Below are 18,075 nucleotides of genomic sequence, written 5' to 3'. Positions count from 1 at the left end.
CATGGCCTGTTTACCCATACCTTACCCTGATGAGCTGCTGTATAGCGTCATTGCAAGGTACGGCGTACATGCAGGCATCACGTCACCCAAGCAATTGCTTGATGAGGTATTCCAAAACCGCCAAATAATCGCCTCAGTAGCTTTTCAAGGGCATTTATCTCAGATCTCTGCACACTATCAAGGTAATACTGATTTAACGCCATATAAGCTGTTACAGAGGCACACACTTTTTCCGTTATACTCACCTTTTGTGCATCCTAACATTGCTGCTCAAGCTAAACATGAGCTACTGACTGATTGCAGACACTCAGCAGAAGTACAGTTAGGTAAAGCAGCCTCTAAAGTTAAAAGCCCAAACTACCTGCGTTACTGCCATTTATGCGTCACAGCGCAAATAGAGCAATATGGAGAACCCTTTTGGACTCGGCGCTGGCAACTTCCTGGTCTATCTGTATGCGCGGAACATAGCATGCAGCTGATCAACAGCCCTGTGATGATCAGCGAGGCACATAGGCACCAATTTATAGCGCTAAGTCCTCATGTGCTTTTGCATTCAAATCCAAATCAAACACACCACAAAATCACACTTCTAACAGAATATGTGCAGCAGTTACTGAACATACCAGAGCAATATATACATCCATTACAATGGGGTTATTTTTATCATCATTTGGCTTATCAGTTAGGGTTTGTTAGGGGTAAACAGGTTGAACACGAGCTGATCGCACAATTGGTTTTAGGGTATTGGGGCGGCCATGCCCTCGAAAGCTTCGGGCTCAATATAAACAAGGCAGAAGACTCTAATTGGTTGAAGTGTTTGTTTAGAAAACACAGAAAATCATTTAGCTACCTTCAGCACCTATTGGTGTGGCAAGCGTGTTATGAGCAGCAGTTGAATATAGCGAACATACTAAGCACTGTATCATCACTACCGCACACCCCATATGATGATATTCCTGTATATGCCGAGCCTGCGTTGGTAGACCAAACTCGTCGTGCGAAGTGGCAACGTGCTGCGGCTAAATTTGGCGTTAAAGGCGCAAGGCAAAACTGTTTTGCATACCTTTACGCTTGGTTATATCGGCATGATAATCAATGGCTAATGCAATTTAATCAAAGCTCTACAAAACCCACAGTTGCAAAAAAAGGCAGAGTTGATTGGTCAAAACGAGACAAGCAGTACGTAAAGCAGCTTATTTCATTGATAAATAAAGTAGAAACTCAGCTAGATTTAAGCCGTCTAACAGTAACTTGGCTGGCAACCCATGCAAACATTCCTTTGTCTCAGATCAAATACCTAGAAAAGTTGCCCTTATGTAAATTGTTTTTTAATAAATATTGTGAAACTATAGAGGAATACCAATGCCGTCGTATCGCTGTGGCATGTATTCGTTGTGTTGCAAAACATCAAATACTCAAAGATTGGCGAATTGAACGTATGGCAGGGCTAAACGAAAAAAGGACCCGACCACTCGCGTCGCAGTTGCTAGGATTTGCAGTAAAGTATGAACCAAGTTGATAGATTTAAAACGCTACCAGACAACGCCAGAATACAGGCGATAGGTAATCTGTTTAAATACAATGACCGCAAAACGTGGGATATTGGTGTTCGTTTTAAGCAATCCACTCGCAAGGCTCTTAAATTTAGCCAGCTCCCCTATTTAAGCCGACAAGTCGTACTAAACCAAACTGTTGATGCCATCCCTCCAGGCTTCCCGATTGAATTTACCTTACCCGACCGTGCATTTTGGCAAACCGCCACGGTGGGCGACAGCGGCTTAGTGACCTATAAGCTGAGCGAAGAGCAATCGCAAAAATGCTTTGTGTTTGAAAGTGCAGGCAAAACCATTTATTTACCGCAGTTGGAGCTAGCCAGAGCCTTATTTTTTACAAACAACTATTTGGCAAACGCCGCACTCATTAACAGTGCACTCGACTTAGAGTTTGACGTTGACCACCACCCAAACAACGATGATAGAGAGTTTCCTGTAGAGCTCGTGATCAACGCTTTACCAACAACACTATGCCCGAAAGTACTGTTTGATAATGAAGGATTTAGACATCAAATTGCTTGGTTATTGTTAAACAGTGACATTAAAAACTCGTTTAACAGTATCTATCAGTATTTTTCGCAAGAGCGAGTTAGGGCACCTAACGTAGAGCGTTGGACGTTTCGATTCGACCCACCTCAGCTCAAGGGTGTAAAAGTAGCGGCAAGAGGCTGGAAATCACGTGATGAAAGCACTTGGTTTATCAACCGAATAGAATTATTGGATGGTTTGTTCTTCCCTGATATATCAGATATTGGCTTTTCACATCCAGGTTTCACCGAAAACAAACCAGGTTCGGGTAAAGGAAAAGGCGGTACCTACCCACAACTGCCTACACAGCGAGAAATCGACGAAAACAGCGACGGCAGCGAAGATAACGAGTCGGCATTGATATTCTGTGATGCAACACAGCGTATATACAACAGAGTGCCACGTACTCGTAAAGTCGATGCAAAGACTAGAAAAACCTCTGGCGGTAAAGAAGATGAAGATAAACCCGACACCCTACCATCAGACGTAAGCACCGACGACCCAAATTCGCGAGGCGATACACCCCGAGCTGCTATCGATGGCTTAGACGACCAAACCGATAATGCCGATTCGCATCTCAGTAAATTCGATGGTTTCTTCAGAATGTTGGAGATATTAGAGCAAGAGTACGGTGTTAAGCAAAGTAAGCCCATCGTTCGTAAGCTACCAGAAGTTGGCCGCAGCAAAAGACACTTTATGGATGACGGGTCTCCAAGGTGCATGACCATTGTGCGTATTGAACATCAAAGCGAAGGGTATTTCTTATTAGAGGTGGATACCTCAGATGGCAAAGCTTCCATTGCCACCAAAGTCATTTCAGCGCGAGCATTAGCGCCAAAAGGCAAGTTACGAGACTTTATACCGGAGATAGAAAGAAGGTTGTTCAGTAACCAATTCTGCTGGCCAAAGAAATACTTTGATGCACTGGTTGGAGAAGGCAATCACAAAAGTGTTTCGCATCAACCTTCGAAGAATGAAGGTAGATTGAGTGAGGAAGAGATTCAAGCATGGGGTGAGAGGTTCACGAATAAGCTTTAAATAAGTAATGTTCTACATTTTGGCGGTTTTGTTCGTGTTTATGGTTGTTTTGTTCTGTATATAGACTTTTTGTTTCTGGAAAGCATTGTTTTGTTTCTTTTGTTGGCTATAATGAACCTTAGTGATCATTTATACAGTATTAAGTAGGAAAACGTGGAAAACTTTCATATTGTCTCTGCCTTGTGTCGCCAAGTAATTAAAGATGGTCCATCGTCAGATGCAGTAACTCAAATGGAAAGGCTGGAAAAAGCTTTAGCTGACTCTGGGTATGAAGATGAAGCTATTGCTCTTAAAAGGTTAATTGAGAAAGCAAATCGAAAAGCGATTATAGAACCATCCCAGTTGAAACTGTCAAAAGCGGCTTTGATAAAGGGTCAGATATTAACTCCAAACTCTAAATTGCCAGTTGATAAAGATAGTGGCTCACCGTTAGCGAGAGTTATTTTTCAAGATACTCTTAATAATATTGATATACCTATTTTCCCAACAGAAATTGATAGCGCTGTTAATCAGCTGGTAGATGAGTGGAATAGCATAGACAAATTGGAGAGTGTGGGGGTTAAACCTTCATTTAGTTGTTTACTATACGGTCTACCAGGAACTGGGAAAACACAACTAGCACTATACATTGCGAAAAAAATGGGTTTACCAGTGGTTGTTGCAAAGCTAGATGGATTGGTTTCCTCGTTACTTGGGACCAGTGCCAGAAATATAAATAACTTATTTAACTTTGTATCTCAGCATCAATGTATTCTGCTCTTGGATGAATTCGATGCTGTTGCAAAAGCTCGAGATGACGTTCATGAAGTTGGTGAGATAAAGAGAGTAGTGAATACGTTATTGCAGTGTATAGATGAAAGAGCAGAACTAGGACTGACTATTGCTATTACTAATCACGAAGTTTTGTTAGATCCTGCTGTTTGGAGACGATTTGATATCAGAATGTATGTACCTAAGCCTAATTTAGAAGCGAGGTGCAAGATCATTGAAAAGTATATGTTGCCACTTAATTTGCCGGAAGAGCAGTCTAAGTTTCTTAGTTTAGTTACAGAAGAGTTTTGCGGCTCTGATTTAGAGCTGTTGTCGGAAAACTATAAGCGACATATGGTTTTATCAAATCAGAAGATGTCATTCATCGATAGGATTAAGTCGCTGTTTGTGATCAACTCTAGTAAACATTCAGAGTTGATCCTTTTAATTCGAGAAGGTGATACTTCTCAAGTTATGTATAAATTGAATAAAGAGTTTGGTTTCACCCAAAGGGAAATTTCTCGAGTATTTGAAACATCTCTTTCTAGGGTATCTAAAAGTATAAATGATTTTGTTAAAAGCCTGACTTAGGTAAGGTTTTTAAAGGCTTATAAAGGATATATATGAAACATAACCCAGTCCAAGTTGTTCTGAATCCTCAGCGCTATATTGGTCCTCGTGAGATTAATCCAAATGGTTCTTACGAGGACTTTTACGGTGGTAAGGATGACGAGTTTAAAGTGCATAGAGCATCTTTGTTGAGGCAAGTCGAGTACGCGAAGAGAGTTGTAGAAAATGGTAGTGTTGGAGGGGCTGTTCTAAAAGTTGAACTAAACCCTTCAGCACTTGCTAAATCACATCGACCAGTTGATCGACTTTTTCCGCATAACAAATCGCCTCACATTGGCGGAACTAAGATTGGTACGATGTTGTTTCAGGTATCCAGCAAATCGATAGAGTGGTTAGAGTATAAAATTGATTTGGCAGAAGATTTATCTAATTTAGTGGAAGACAAATCTACTGGAAAAAAGAAATATAAGCCTTCCGCTGAAAGAAGTGAAGTTGGTGCAATAGATAAGATATCTGTATACGAAAGTTTGGATAGATTAGGCTTCCCATTAGAAAGCGCAGAAGAGTGGTTGGCGGAGGGAAATACGATAGGAAAGGGGTATTTCGTTGAGCTATTTGAATATTCTGACAATGTTCGACCTGAATATTCTATTAGTTCCTCAAAAGTCTTAGATTGTAGATATGAGCTATATCAATCACTGTTGCGATTAGGGGCTGGGGTCGTGGCATCAAAAGCAAGTGAAGCAATTGAAAACTCTAATATTATATATATAAGGCTTTACAAGCCTTGGGCTTGTGAAGCCCATATTGACTTCGACAATGTAAAACGGATGAAGCACCTCGATTTTGACTTGTTTGATGAAGACTTCTCGCGACATGAGCTGTTATTACAAATTTTACTTAAAAATCCTTTAGTTAAAAAGGTGTCTTTGCCGCCCAAACTATCGAGATCAGAATCATCTCATATTTTAAGCAGTGAGAAAGTAGAGGTAATAGAGAAAGCCGATTCTGAGTCTTATCCCAAAGTGGGTTTGATTGATTCAGGCATCAGAAGTCGCAATTTGCAAACTTGGGTAATTGGTGACTCGATAGGATTTAACGAGAGAGACTGTGATCCAAACCATGCGTCGCAAGTTGCGAGCTTGTTGGTAAAAGCGAAGCGAATGAACTCTCATTTAGAGGGAATCGAAGACGATGGTTGTGAAATATACGATATTTGGGCTCCAATACATCTCGAGAGAAACAGTTTTCATCAATACTTTGATGGGTACGGTGAGTTTTTTGATTGGCTTGATGCTGAAGTGGGAGCTGCAAGAAGAAAAGGAGTAAGAATCTTTAACTTTAGCGTGAATCTAAGAGAGCTGGTTAAAGATGATAGTTACAGCTTCGCAGCCTCGCAGGTAGATCGAATTTCTAAGAAACACGATGTTATTTTTGTAGTGTCTGCAGGAAACCTTGATCCCATTGATTATCGCTCCAAGTGGCCTACGCAGTCTTCGATTATATCGGATATTGACAGAATTCAGCAGCCAGCAGAGGCAATTAGTGCTGTTACAGTTGGTGCAATCAACCCTCCAGGAACTCCTGATATAGAGCCAGGATCACCTACTATTTATTCTAGACGAGGTCCAGGTGTTGGAACGGGAGTAAAGCCTGATGTAGTCCACTACGGGGGCTTTATTTCTGACAACAGTGGCACAGGGTTGTTTTCGGAAAACTCTACCGAGCAAATTCTGCATGATGCTGGAACCAGTTTTGCTGCTCCGCTGGTCGCAAAAACATTAGCAGCTATTGAGCACCGTTTAAATAGAACAGTCTCTAGAAATACTTTGTTGGCAATGTTGATCCATCACTCTAATTTACCAGAAGCCGTAAATGTTAAAAGTGTGACGAAAGAAGTTATGAGGCGTTTTGTTGGATTTGGCAAGCCATCTCCTTCTGAAGAGATGTTGTTGACTGATGATCATGCAATTACAATTGCTTTTGAAGGGGAGCTAAAAATTAGGCAAGACGCCGAATTTTACTTTGATTGGCCTAGTAGTTTGATCACTGATGAAGGGAAATGCCGCGGTAAAGCAACTTTGACTCTAGCCTATGATCCAATTGTGAACACTAAGTTTGGTTCAGAATATTGTAGAGTAAATGTGAATGCTACCTTACAGCAAAATACCTATTTAAAGCCTAGTGATGAATGGAGATTTAGGAAAAAAGGGGATTCTGTGTGGGTTTCTCGAACCCCTGTATCCAAAGAGTCGAGTGAGAAACATCGCATAGAGCATGGGCTTAAATGGTGGCCAATTAAAAAGTTCGTTCAATTTTCAAAATCAGGAGTCGGTAAATCTCGTAACTGGAGGTTAAAAGTTGACTCACTTGAAAGAGAAGCTGGTAGCTTTCCATCGGAAGGGGTTAAGTTCTGTGCAATGCTGACGATAGAAGACGATCAAAAAAAGTCACATCGTGTTTTTGATGAAGTTAATCAATCACTTATATCTAGTGGTGTGCAAGTCATGCCAATAGAAGTTGATCAAAGATTGAAAGTTAAGGGTGACTAAATGCCACACAGAGATTTAACTGTTATAAAGCAATATCTACATGAACTCAGTGTGTCGGAGAGTTCTTGTGCCTCGGAAATCGAGCAGATAATAACACTGTTAGATGTGGTAGGTAATAAATGTAAATCAATCAACCCGTCAATAACTTTGGCGAGGAAGAGCGTTTCTAATTGTGGAATTTGCAAAAAAAGAGTGCTTGTAGATGGCTAGTTTACTTTTTGATGTACAGAAATATCCATCAGATGATAAGCCTAGTGATATCGCTTTTACTCCTGTTGGGACAGAGAAGATCCATAAAGATTTTCTCTCCTTCAAGTCTGATGTGGAAGTATTTTTACTGACCATTAATGCCCTATATGCGAAAAATAGCTCAAGTTGGAGCCTTTACTTTGATCAACTATTCAATCTCGCAAAGCTTGGTTTAGCAGGGAGTAAAGATGATTTGATAATTGCTCGGAGTAGTTTTGAGCAATTGAAGAGTGATGTGCTCATTAGATCGTGGTCAAAAATTAGAGATAAAATGTTAATCCGATACGGCATAGCAGTTATGGGGTTTTGCGTACTATTGGAATTGTCTCGTCAATTTGTTTTATCTATTGATTTCGCTCCATACGTTTTTTGCATATATGGCTCGTTATTGAGTTCTTGGGTTTCATTGGCAATTAGGGTTAAGGAAATCTCATTTGAGGAAATAAGCCATCAGCTTAGTGATTTTGGTTCTCCTGTAATGCGCTGTGTGTTTGTGCTGTTGTTAACTACCATATGTTTGTCTCTTTTTACCTCAGAAGTAATAGTTCTTAAGATTGGTGGACTCACAACGGAAGATTTGACGAATAACATGTCGAAGTACTTCGCATTAGGAGCCCTGTTTGGACTAAGTGAGAAATATCTCGCTTCAAAAATGAACGAGAAATCAAAAAACTATATCAAATGAGGTAGTTAATGGAAGAAGTTGTAAAACTATTAGATCATAAGTTTTTTATCACAGAACTTGTTAAAATTATACTGACCTTATTGATACCCTCTCTTATTGCAGGATTGTATTGGTTATTCACATTGAAGCATCGCTCAGGGCAGATCCTGCACGTATTACAAAATAGGAGCTTATATTTACACTTTGCTGGGGAAACGCAACCCCATGCGAAAGAAATAACTTTTGAAAACGATGGAAATATAGGTAAAGGCAAAAACCATAATGAGGCTTACTGGAAGGTCCGTTTTGGAAAACTCAAAATATTTAATCAAGACAAGAAGTTATTTAGTGTATTTAAATGGGACCAAAGTATCGGGCAGCTCAAACACACAAATGATCCTTCTTTACCCTCTGTCATGGGGCAGTTCATTGTCCCTTTTGTGACTGGGAGAAATGAAGAACAGAAGCACAGTGGAAAAAGATTGAAGCCAGTTCAAGTATCCCATCAATACAGCTTGCATCTACATCAAAATAACAATACTTAAGTTACTAAAGGATGAAACTTTATTATTTAGTATCTCAGCGGTTTTAGATCACTCACTAAACCTGGTATGAAACTCTATTTTCTCAACCTCAAATCCCCAAACCAAAGCACAGGCCCTATAGCCCTGCTCAGTATGAAACTTTATTGCAGGGCGACATACGCACTTATTAAGTGCGGGACGAAAAGGCGCGTAAGCGCCTTTTTTATAGACGATTCAATGTAATTTGGAAGTAAAAAGTCGTTAAGGTAATTGCGCATTTAGCGCCTTTATAAAAGCTTCTGCAGCTGCGGTTTTAGCGCACTGTAAACGAAATGAATAACTGGCAAGTGGTGGACTGAGGGTGAAATCAAGTGGGCTGAGATCGCGCAGATTAAGCTGATGCAAAAACACCCGTTCATCAATAATGATGCCGTCGACACGTTGGCGCAGCAACATTGCAACCACACTTTGAACATCACCCGCTCGAGTAAAGTCTATGCTTGGCAGTATGGACTCTAATTGTGGGTAGCTGAAGCCATTAACTAAACCCAGCAACCCCCCTTTTTCTGCAAATTCGTGCACATTGGTTGCGCTATAACGGCTATTCGCCGAGGTAACCAGAACATCATTCATGGTAACTAGGTGTTCACTCCAAAGGTATTGTTCTGGGTTCGTCACTAGCGCCTTAGACTTGGTGCGACAGTCTATTTGAAACTGCGAAAAGGAATCGGTTCTAGCTGCGGGTAATTGAACTATTTCTAGTTGATAACCCAGCTTATTGGCCAACGTGCGCACCTTATCAACAATAAGCCCTTTGCCAGCGGCTGTGGTATAAGGAGGATAGCCGCCGGTTGGGTAACTTAATACAACGCTCTGAGTTGGAGTGTGTGTTGCCGTAGTGGTGGTCAGTTGGCCTAACATGCTCAGACCTAAAAGCAGTTTCATCAATGTCATTATTACTATTACGCTTTTGGCATACCTTTAGGTGATTACAAACGATGCAAGCAGTAAGAATAAATATAGTTGAGGTATGAATATATTGCAGTGTGATAGTAGTGCTGTTCTGATGGCCTATTCGTATGCTTAGTTGAGAGCCATAAACTAACTTTACACAGGTGCAAAAGAAGGTCGAGAATAAATGTAAGCCAGTACAATCACCTCAATGCCCGCGACTATCCACACCACCCAAACGGGTGCGCTACTGAGCCCAAGTGCCACAAGCCCAATGGCCATTCCCAGTGTGGCGCCAATTTTACCTTTGATTGGGATCACTTGGTATTGACGCCAAGCCTGTAGGCTGGGGCCAAATTTGGGGTGAGTAAGTAGCCATTGTTCGAGCTTAGGAGAAGAGCGAGTAAAGCAAGCCAGGGCGAGAATAAAGAAAATGGTCGTCGGCATGACCGGTAACGCGATACCAATAAAACCTAAGCCAACAAATAAAATGCCAGCAACATGGAGCCAAAAGCAGCGATTAAATAGCGGTACGGTTTGTTTGCGCATAGCGACCCTTGAAATACGCCTAGGCTGAAAGCCGTTTTCAACCCAACTGTATAAAAGCATATCACAGCGGCTGAATTTCGCGAGTTTTCAACTAAGCTAAAACAAAGGCGAATATCAGTGGCGCGCGAATAAGAAGTGGAGGTGGACGACAACAGCGAGCGACTGGCAACGATAGGGGTAAAGTATGGAAATTAATCTAGAGCGATTAAAGTCGACGTTATTAGCATTGGCTGAATTTGGTTACAACCACGAAGACAAAGGGGTATACCGCCAAGGTTTTACTGATGAAGATTTTGCTGCACGAAATTGGTTAATGGAATTGGCACAAAGCGAGGGGTTCGAGAGCCGAATGGACGGCGCGGGTAACGTTATTATTGCGCTAAGTAACCCCGATATTGCCAACCAGCCCGCCGTGATGATGGGCTCACACTTAGACAGTGTTCCTGCAGGAGGGATGTTTGACGGTACCTTGGGAGTGATTGCCGGGCTTGAATGTTTGCGTGTGATAAAAGAAAACGGTATCAAGCTTGAGCGTCCCCTTTGGGTGATTGGTACCAGTGAGGAAGAAGGTCGCTTTGGCGGCATGATTGGCGCTCAAGCCTTAACTGGAAAATTAACCCCACATCAAATACTCACCAGCCACGATGCCGATGGCTACATGCTAAGTGACGCCATGAAAGACCAAGGGTTAGATCCCATGGGGGCGCTTAGTGCCAAGTTAGAGGCGGATCAGATCCATTGCTTTTACGAACTGCATATTGAACAAGGGCCTGTGCTGGATCAAAAAGGTATCCAAATCGGTGTTGTGGAAGGGATCTCTGGCGTTTTTAAATGGATCGTTAAGCTCATAGGCAAAGCTGATCATGCGGGGACTGCACCAATGGAAATGCGTAGCGATGCTTTTATGGGGTTGGCTGACTTTGCTTACCAACTGGATCGTATTATTGCTGAAGAGGGAACAGAGAGCACCCGGATCACCGTGGGTAAGGCCGAGCTTAAACCGGGTTTTGCCCACACCATTGCCGGTGAAGTAGATTTTACTGTGGTGGCTCGGGATATGGACGAGACAGTAATGCAAAACCTCGAAGCGGCTTGCAGAAAAACCCTCTCGGCGATTGCGAGAAAGCACCACCTGATGTTTGAGTATGAGCAGGTTAGCTGGTTGTCTCCAATGAAGTGCACACCAGAAATTGTTGATTTTACTTCCAAACAAGCAGAAGAGTTGGGTCTCAATTATCAAGTGATGCCCAGCGGTGCAGGGCATGATAGTCAGTTTTTCTCAGAGATTTGCCCCACCGGGCTGATTTTTATCCCTTCCGTAAACGGCGTAAGCCATGCTCCGGATGAATGGAGTCACTGGCACGATGTCGCGGCCGGTGCCAACCTGTTGTTTCAATGCGTTTTAGACAAGGCCGCTAAAACAGCAAGCTAGTTTTTGATTTCTGGACAAATTTGAATCATACACTAGTCTTTGATATTACTAGTAACAGTTTGGACAACAGAAAATCAAGGTTATTTCAAATAGTGAAATAATTGATTTTAGGGATGTGAGGATGTGGATCGCCCGTTTAGTCATGCTAGTTATGATCACCATGAGCTGCAATGGGCTTGCGGCCTCCCTGAGGGCGAGTGACGAGGTAGCAACGGCGGGTTTTATCACTCTTAATGTTGAAAATACTGCAGTAAAAAGCCCGCCGCACATTCAAGTTCAACACCTTGATAGCGACTTTTCATTAACGCTGAATCTTGCGCCACAGCAACGCGCCGTCACCATCAGCGGCTTAAGTGATGGCAACTACCGCGCCACGCTAATGGCAACAGAAAATAACACCATTATTGCCAACACCACCTTCAAGGTTGAGCATCATGCGGTGAACCTAGCGCTGAGCTTATTTGCCTTAGGTCTCTTTCTTTTTCTCATGCTCGTTGCCTTTATCTGCTATGGCCATGTCAAAAATAACAACACAGAACAAGAGGGGGCACTATGATTGATGCCACTCTGGCGCTGGGGTTGGCGCTCGGATTTGCGCTGCTATGGGTCTTGTTTGGTTGGTGGGTCGGTAAAAAAGTAAAGTCTCATAATGAATTTGCTCTAGCTGGGCGCAATGTTGGGCTGGCGTTTGCCTGTGCCACGGCAATGGCCACTTGGGTCACCAGTAATACTACGCTGGTGGCGCCGCAACTCACCTATCAGTTTGGTATTTGGGGTATGATAGGTTATGCCTGCGCTGCTTTTGGCCTTATTTTATTTGCGCCTTTAAGTCAGCGCATTAAAACACTCTTGCCTCACGGCTATACCAGTGGCGATTTTATTCGTTTGCGCTTTGGGCGCTTTTCATGGTGGGTGTTCTTAATTATCTCATTTGTGTATGCCATGAGCTGGTTGGTGAGCTTGGGGATGGCCGGTGGCATTCTACTTAATACCTTAAGTGGTTTAGATTACCACTTAGGGATGTCGATCATTCTGTTGATGTGCGTGGTTTATACGTTATTTGGCGGCTTGAAGGCGGTCATTGCCACGGATTTTATCCAAGCCGTTATTATTCTTGCCGGCGTGGTTGGAATAGCCATTGTGGTGGCTAGCAACATCGGTCTTGAGCCAATTCATCAAAAACTCAGCGCCGATCACCCCAAATTACTCGACTTACTGTTTCCGGCCGCGGTGATGTTCCTATTCAATAATATCTTCTTTGGTCTTGGTGAAATATTTCACAGTAACGTCTGGTGGTCCCGTGCGTTTGCCTTTAAAGGAGGCATTGGCAAAAAAGCGTATTTAACCGCGGGATTATTGTGGTTGCCCATTCCCATTGTCACTGGCTTTATCGCGCTGGCCGCCCCCGTTTTGGGCTTGTACCCTGCCAGTGCCGACATGGTAGGCCCGCTGGTTGCGAGCCAAGTGTTGGGGTACGTTGGTTCGATTATTTTATTTATTGTGGTGTTCTCGGCGTTAGCGTCGAGCTTGGATTCGTTGTTAGCAGCAACATCAGACTTAATTAACCAAGATATTTATGTGCAATACATTAATCCCAATTCCAGCGACGAGCAGCGACTAAAAAGCGCCAAATGGATTATCGTTGGATTGGGGCTTGTCACTTGGTTACTGTGCTTACCCAAAGTGGCCACCCTAGGGGCATTATTGAACTTTGCTGGTGCCTTCGTGGCCAGCACCATTTGGCCCATTGTGTTTGGTTTGTATTTTGCTCGTTTAACTGGCAACAGTGCTGGGCTGGCAATGTTATTGGGCACCTTATCTGGGTTGTTTGGTTATTTTTATATCGGTTTTTATGTCGCGGCACTGACATCGTGTGCCGTGTCTTTGGTAGTTTGTTTGGTTGCTTGGCGAACCAGTCAGCAATCGTTTCATTGGCAAGAGTTGGACGCTCAGAGTAAGGCGGAGGATGTATGATTTCTCTCACTGCATTTTCAAGCTTGGTTTGGATAGCCATTGTACTGAGTTGTTTATGTCCTGTGGTCCTTGCCGTTATGTTCTTAAAAGATCTTAAAAAGAGGCAGTTATGGTAAGTGCGCAGCAAGTAGAGTTTAATCGAGCGCAGCCTGACGTCTACGGGGATGCACATCCTAAGGCGCTACTCAGGACGATAGAAGAAGACTTCGACCGGCTTCACTGTTTAGAGAATAAACATATTATCAGTGTTGACCATTTAGACAGAGACGTATTGATCCAGCTGTTTCGGTTAGCTGCCAAATATGAAAGTAACCCCGCCAGATTTAGCTCGCCTTTGAGCGGGAAAATCTTGATCAGTGCATTTTATGAACCCAGTACACGTACTCGCCTCTCGTTTGAGAGTGCTTGGCACCGCTTAGGGGGCGATATTATGTCGATCACCGACCGCTCATCAACAGGTATCGCCAAAGGTGAGTCGCTAGAAGACGTGGCGGAAATGTTTAATAACTATGGCGACTGCGTGGTGCTACGTGACACGTCGGTGGAGTCCATTGAAGAAATGATCCACTGCTTACGGATCCCCATTATTAATGCCGGTAACGGCATTGACGAGCACCCCACTCAGGCGATGTCGGATTTGTATACCATTTTTAAATGGCGACCCAGTTTACTGTTACCTGATAGTGAAAACTTTAATCCCATTAAAATTGGTGTTATCGGCGTGCCGAGTCAAATGCGCACGGTGCGTAGTTTACTGAAAATGTTTGTGCACTTTCCACGCATTGTAGAAGAAATATTCTTGCTGTATGACGACAGTGTTGCAGATGCGGTGACGCCAGAGCAAATTGCTCAACTTGAGCAAGCGGGTGTCAAGGTCACTATTGCCCATCACCTGAACTCAGTCCTTCCAGAGCTGGATGTGGTTTACATCAACTCAATCGCTTGGGTCGGTGAAAGCTTTGAGACCTATGGCAAGTCGTTTAAATTAGACGCTAATTCACCGTTTAAATCAGACGCCATTGTCTTACACCCCCTTGCCCGTGGTGAGGAGTTATGTACCAGTGTCGACGCCACTCCTCATAATTGGTACTTCAGTCAAGCTCGTGGTGCAGTATTTCTGCGCCAAGCGTTGCTCACCTGCATGGTGCAGCGAGCCAGTACCGTAATGGACGTAATTTAAGGAGTATATATGTGCGGAATCGCGGGTATCTTTGCTAACAATGATCAGACAGAGCTCGACAATCAGCTATTAGTTAATATGGCTGCTATTCAACACCATCGCGGTCCAGACGGCTTTGGTTATAAACAAGTCAACGGCGTAGGTTTTAGCCATGCCAGACTGTCGATTATTGATTTGAATGAACAGCGCGGCAGACAGCCCTTTTTAAGCTCTGACAACCGCATCATGCTAGCCCACAATGGTGAATTTTATGATTATGCGCGGCTTCGGGCGGAGCTAGTGGCCCAGGGGGCGCGCTTTCAAAGTAAAAGTGACTCAGAAATTGCCATTCACCTCTATCAGCAGTATGGCCTAGAGGGCATGCTCAAGCACTTACGTGGCGAGTTTGCGTTTTCTTTATATGACCAAAAAACCGATACCTTGCATTTAGTGCGAGATAGATTTGGCATTAAGCCACTTTACTACACCGAAACCGAAGACGAAGTGGTGTTTGGCTCAGAGTTAAAAGTATTGTTTGCCAACCCCAAAGTGGAACGCCGTTTTTCCAGCGAAGGATTATTTCACCAACTGATCCAAGTCATGGTGCCGGGAAGCACGGCATTTGCGAACGTCTATCAGGTGAAACCCGGTCATGTGGTGAGTATTACCCGCTCAGAAGATGGTTTTAAAATTACCGATACGCCATTTTGGGATGTTAACTTTCCACAGGCTGAGCAGTATAACCACGCCGAAGAAGAAGACTACTACATTGATGGCGTACGTAAAAAGCTTCTGGAGGCGGTGCAACTAAGGTTAACGGCTGATGTACCTGTGGGTTGCTATTTAAGTGGCGGTATTGATTCGTGCGCTATTTTAGGTCTGTCTTCCGCGGCGGCGCAGGCGCCGATTAAGGCCTTTACCATCGGTTTTGACAGCGCCGACTACGACGAAACCCCCATTGCCAAACAAATGGCCGAGGCCACCAAAGCCGATCATCATATTATGTCATTAAGTGGTGATGAACTGTATGGCTACTTCGAGCAAACCCTTTGGCATACCGAGCGCACCATTTATAACACCCTAGGTGTTGCTAAATATTTGATGAGTCAGCAGGTTAATCAAGCCAATTATAAAGTGGTGATGACCGGGGAAGGCTCTGACGAACTGTTTGCCGGTTATCCGGCTTTTCGTAAAGACTTATTTCTCTATGGTTTAGACGAGCTCGACAGCGATGAAAAAGCGCAGTGGCAAGCCATGCTCGAGGACAGCAATAAGCTGTTTAAAGGCGCCATGCTATCGCGAGAGCAACATGACAGTGCGGCATTAGATGAGGTGGTTGGCTTTACCCCAAGCTGCTTACAGCCCTGGTTGTCTTGCAGTGACTTCGCCCACCGGCTGGTGGCACCTAAGCACCGCGAGGCGTTAACGGGTTACGACCCTGGCAAAGCGATCGCGCAAACGTTAGATAGCAAACAGCTTGAAGGACGCCACCCCCTAGATAAAGCCCAATACGTTTGGATTAAAACCATGTTAGAGGGGCAAATTCTCACTTGGGGCGGAGACCGGGTCGATATGGCGAACTCCATGGAAGCCAGACCGGCCTTTTTGGATCATCATCTCGCAGAATTTGCCTTCAGCATTCCGCCTAAATATCGCATCAAAGATAGAAAAGAAAAGTATGTTTTACGCGAAGCGATGAAAGGCTTACTGCCTGAAGTACTCTATAAGCGTGAGAAGTTTGCTTTTATGGCTCCGCCAGCCCATTCCGATGAGAAAAAGTGGACGGCGATGCGGGTACTTGCTGATAAGTATTTATCTCAAGAAGCGATTGCTGCATCAGGCTTACTTGATTTTGATGCCGTTAATGCCCTGTTTGACTTGCACGACTCACCGGAAGCGGACGACTCTTTAAAAGTGCAGCTTGATGCCGTGATTAATCACTTGCTTGGGGTGCAAGTGTTGCACAGCAAGTTTATCGCGGCAGACTTACCGCAACAAGCTGCAGCACAAGCGGAGTCACTCGGCTGGTCTGCGTAATTGTCATGATATGGCTTGAGCGGAACCAAAATAAACAATAATTAAAAAAGGCTGAGCAACCTTAGTTGCTCAGCCTTTTTTAATATGTGCGTTTATCGCGTTCGCTTAATAGTGCAAACCGGCTATTAGAAATAATAGCCGAAGTTGATATTAAAGCGGCGCTCTGTTTCGTCGCTGTCGCCGGCAATAGAGCCACCCACAAATGGTTGGTTTTTCGCGTGGACTAAGTCAACGTAGGTGAAAAACGCACCAGCTGCTAGAGAAACGCCAGTGACATTCATCCAAGTGTCTTCAGAATTATCTGACTTGTCGTAGATGATGCCATAGTCATTGTAGAACTGCAGACCAGTGATTGGGCCAAACTCCACAGGCATGCTGTAAGCCACGTTAAAGTTCGACATAGTGGCTTCTGCTGCGATTGAGTCGTAGAACGCATACGCGCCTACCGCCATGCGGTTGACGTTATCGATATCGTAGTTGTACTCACCGTGCTGGAGCTGAATGTTCCATGGGCCCATGTTGCTGTTTAAGTGTAATGCCCAAGCGTTATAGTCGCCCGCTCGGTCATTGCCATCGTGCAAACCGCCCGCTAGCGCTGAAACACCCAGTTCAGTAGTGCCGCCATCGTGTTCTACGTGATAGGCATAACGACCTGCGAAGGTGTTGTACTCGCCGATTGGCTGCGCTGGGTTGTCATACACGCCATCGCCGGCTTGGCGGAAACCCACTACATCATACGAATAACGGTCGCTGCGGTCTTCAACATAGCCATCTACGCCGCCTAGCTCATCATTTTTGAAGAAGCCTAGGTCGAGTTGCCAGTTGTCGCTTAGCTTACGCTTAAACACTACGCCCATGTCGTGGTCATCTTCTAAGCCAATGTAATACGTGGTATTAAAGAACCAGTTATGAGAGTTATAAGGCCAGTTACCGAAAGGTACTTTCGTCATCCCTACTTGAGCCTGCCAAACATCGGCAAAGTCATAATCTAAATAGGCGTATTTCACTGCGCTCATGTAGTCGAAGAAACGGATCTCGGCGTTTAGGCCAAAACCACCAACATTACCTGAGAAGTTCAGTCGGAAAATATCAAAGTCGAAATCACCACCACGATTCTTGTTGTCGTCATCGTAAGAGGTGTGGCTGAAGTTAGTGCGCACCGCGCCGCCAACCTTAATCGTTGGTTTAGGGTCGGCTTTGGCCACTTCTACCTTTTTCTTTTCGGCTTGTACCGTTTGCTCTTTTTGACTGCGAGCCTGTTCTTTCTTTTCAAGCTGCGTCAATTTCTGTTGAAGTTCAGCAAGTTGACGTTTAAGAGCGTCAATTTCTGAATCGCTGGCAAGCACTGAGTTAGAGCTAAGAGCTAGACCCAACGCCAGTGAGATAGTTGATACTTTTAACATATATATCCCGTTGTTAAATGATTGAGCGCAAAATCTCGAACAAATAAAAGGTTAATGTTTCCAATGCTTATGACAAGCATGGATAATAATAGCCTAAAAAATGAACTTTTTTGAAATTTCTGGAGCATTATGCCCGAAAGAT

14 protein-coding genes are annotated in these 18,075 nt (G+C 43.8%); 11 read left to right on the top strand and 3 right to left on the bottom strand.

Features of this window, described 5'->3' with window-relative positions; all coding sequences use genetic code 11:
- Position 1: 1 nt before the first annotated feature.
- From R3P39_RS13255 to R3P39_RS13230, 6 genes are all read left to right on the top strand, one after another.
- Positions 2-1,519 carry a TnsD family Tn7-like transposition protein gene (locus R3P39_RS13255; RefSeq protein WP_336568027.1) on the top strand — a complete coding sequence of 506 codons (1,518 nt, stop codon included), beginning with the start codon at positions 2-4 and terminating at the stop codon, positions 1,517-1,519.
- A complete protein-coding gene (locus R3P39_RS13250; protein ID WP_336568026.1) occupies positions 1,506-3,119 on the top strand; it encodes a Tn7-like element transposition protein TnsE in 1,614 nt (537 codons plus the stop codon). The genes R3P39_RS13255 and R3P39_RS13250 overlap by 14 nt, the downstream gene beginning before the upstream one ends.
- A gap of 153 nt (positions 3,120-3,272) precedes the next feature.
- A complete protein-coding gene (locus tag R3P39_RS13245) occupies positions 3,273-4,460 on the top strand; it encodes an AAA family ATPase (protein ID WP_336568025.1) in 1,188 nt (395 codons plus the stop codon).
- Between the two features lie 32 nt (positions 4,461-4,492).
- Positions 4,493-6,991 (top strand): S8 family peptidase, encoded by a 2,499-nt coding sequence (locus R3P39_RS13240; protein WP_336568024.1) that lies wholly within the window; start codon positions 4,493-4,495, stop codon positions 6,989-6,991.
- A 202-nt stretch (positions 6,992-7,193) separates the two neighbouring features.
- Positions 7,194-7,925 carry a hypothetical protein gene (locus R3P39_RS13235; protein WP_336568023.1) on the top strand — a complete coding sequence of 244 codons (732 nt, stop codon included), beginning with the start codon at positions 7,194-7,196 and terminating at the stop codon, positions 7,923-7,925.
- 8 nt (positions 7,926-7,933) lie between these two features.
- Positions 7,934-8,449 carry a hypothetical protein gene (locus R3P39_RS13230; protein WP_336568022.1) on the top strand — a complete coding sequence of 172 codons (516 nt, stop codon included), beginning with the start codon at positions 7,934-7,936 and terminating at the stop codon, positions 8,447-8,449.
- A 240-nt stretch (positions 8,450-8,689) separates the two neighbouring features.
- Here the strand turns inward: R3P39_RS13230 and R3P39_RS13225 are convergent, their stop codons facing one another.
- Together R3P39_RS13225 and R3P39_RS13220 are read right to left on the bottom strand one after the other, a co-directional pair.
- Positions 8,690-9,373: a substrate-binding periplasmic protein gene (locus R3P39_RS13225; protein ID WP_336568020.1), complete on the bottom strand. Its 684-nt coding sequence runs from the start codon at positions 9,371-9,373 to the stop codon at positions 8,690-8,692.
- Between the two features lie 162 nt (positions 9,374-9,535).
- Complete coding sequence (locus R3P39_RS13220; RefSeq protein WP_336568019.1) at positions 9,536-9,928, bottom strand: YbaN family protein; 393 nt, start codon at positions 9,926-9,928, stop codon at positions 9,536-9,538.
- Positions 9,929-10,112: 184 nt separating this feature from the next.
- Here R3P39_RS13220 and R3P39_RS13215 point away from each other — a divergent pair, with 184 nt between their 5' ends.
- The 5 genes from R3P39_RS13215 to asnB all read left to right on the top strand — a co-directional run bounded on the left by R3P39_RS13215 (position 10,113) and on the right by asnB (position 16,530).
- Positions 10,113-11,360 (top strand): Zn-dependent hydrolase, encoded by a 1,248-nt coding sequence (locus R3P39_RS13215; protein WP_336568018.1) that lies wholly within the window; start codon positions 10,113-10,115, stop codon positions 11,358-11,360.
- A 121-nt stretch (positions 11,361-11,481) separates the two neighbouring features.
- Entirely contained in the window at positions 11,482-11,916 is a 435-nt protein-coding gene (locus R3P39_RS13210) for a hypothetical protein (protein WP_336568017.1), read from the top strand.
- Entirely contained in the window at positions 11,913-13,334 is a 1,422-nt protein-coding gene (locus R3P39_RS13205) for a sodium:solute symporter family protein (RefSeq protein WP_336568016.1), read from the top strand. The genes R3P39_RS13210 and R3P39_RS13205 overlap by 4 nt, the downstream gene beginning before the upstream one ends.
- 109 nt (positions 13,335-13,443) lie before the next feature.
- Positions 13,444-14,514, top strand: coding sequence for an aspartate/ornithine carbamoyltransferase family protein (locus R3P39_RS13200; RefSeq protein WP_336568015.1), 1,071 nt, complete (start codon positions 13,444-13,446; stop codon positions 14,512-14,514).
- A gap of 9 nt (positions 14,515-14,523) precedes the next feature.
- Entirely contained in the window at positions 14,524-16,530 is a 2,007-nt protein-coding gene (asnB, locus tag R3P39_RS13195; RefSeq protein WP_336568013.1) for an asparagine synthase (glutamine-hydrolyzing), read from the top strand.
- Between the two features lie 125 nt (positions 16,531-16,655).
- Here asnB and R3P39_RS13190 read toward each other — a convergent pair whose 3' ends face one another.
- On the bottom strand, positions 16,656-17,933 hold the full coding sequence (locus tag R3P39_RS13190) for a porin (protein ID WP_336568011.1): 1,278 nt from the start codon (positions 17,931-17,933) through the stop codon (positions 16,656-16,658).
- Positions 17,934-18,075: the final 142 nt, after the last annotated feature.

It is taken from the genome of Pseudoalteromonas sp. UG3-2 (genome assembly GCF_037120705.1).
Taxonomy (GTDB): Bacteria; Pseudomonadota; Gammaproteobacteria; order Enterobacterales; family Alteromonadaceae; genus Pseudoalteromonas.
The sequence above is the reverse complement of the archived record's forward strand: the minus strand, read 5'-3'. Positions and strand labels throughout refer to the sequence as shown.

What these genes read in the sequence shown, in the direction of transcription:
- R3P39_RS13255 (WP_336568027.1), top strand. Translation starts at nt 2, where the DNA reads ATGGCCTGTTTACCCATACCTTACCCTGATGAGCTGCTGTATAGCGTC.
- R3P39_RS13250 (WP_336568026.1), top strand. Translation starts at nt 1,506, where the DNA reads ATGAACCAAGTTGATAGATTTAAAACGCTACCAGACAACGCCAGAATA.
- R3P39_RS13240 (WP_336568024.1), top strand. Translation starts at nt 4,493, where the DNA reads ATGAAACATAACCCAGTCCAAGTTGTTCTGAATCCTCAGCGCTATATT.
- R3P39_RS13235 (WP_336568023.1), top strand. Translation starts at nt 7,194, where the DNA reads ATGGCTAGTTTACTTTTTGATGTACAGAAATATCCATCAGATGATAAG.
- R3P39_RS13230 (WP_336568022.1), top strand. Translation starts at nt 7,934, where the DNA reads ATGGAAGAAGTTGTAAAACTATTAGATCATAAGTTTTTTATCACAGAA.
- R3P39_RS13225 (WP_336568020.1), bottom strand. Translation starts at nt 9,373, where the DNA reads ATGAAACTGCTTTTAGGTCTGAGCATGTTAGGCCAACTGACCACCACT.
- R3P39_RS13220 (WP_336568019.1), bottom strand. Translation starts at nt 9,928, where the DNA reads ATGCGCAAACAAACCGTACCGCTATTTAATCGCTGCTTTTGGCTCCAT.
- R3P39_RS13215 (WP_336568018.1), top strand. Translation starts at nt 10,113, where the DNA reads ATGGAAATTAATCTAGAGCGATTAAAGTCGACGTTATTAGCATTGGCT.
- R3P39_RS13210 (WP_336568017.1), top strand. Translation starts at nt 11,482, where the DNA reads ATGTGGATCGCCCGTTTAGTCATGCTAGTTATGATCACCATGAGCTGC.
- R3P39_RS13205 (WP_336568016.1), top strand. Translation starts at nt 11,913, where the DNA reads ATGATTGATGCCACTCTGGCGCTGGGGTTGGCGCTCGGATTTGCGCTG.
- R3P39_RS13200 (WP_336568015.1), top strand. Translation starts at nt 13,444, where the DNA reads ATGGTAAGTGCGCAGCAAGTAGAGTTTAATCGAGCGCAGCCTGACGTC.
- asnB (WP_336568013.1), top strand. Translation starts at nt 14,524, where the DNA reads ATGTGCGGAATCGCGGGTATCTTTGCTAACAATGATCAGACAGAGCTC.
- R3P39_RS13190 (WP_336568011.1), bottom strand. Translation starts at nt 17,933, where the DNA reads ATGTTAAAAGTATCAACTATCTCACTGGCGTTGGGTCTAGCTCTTAGC.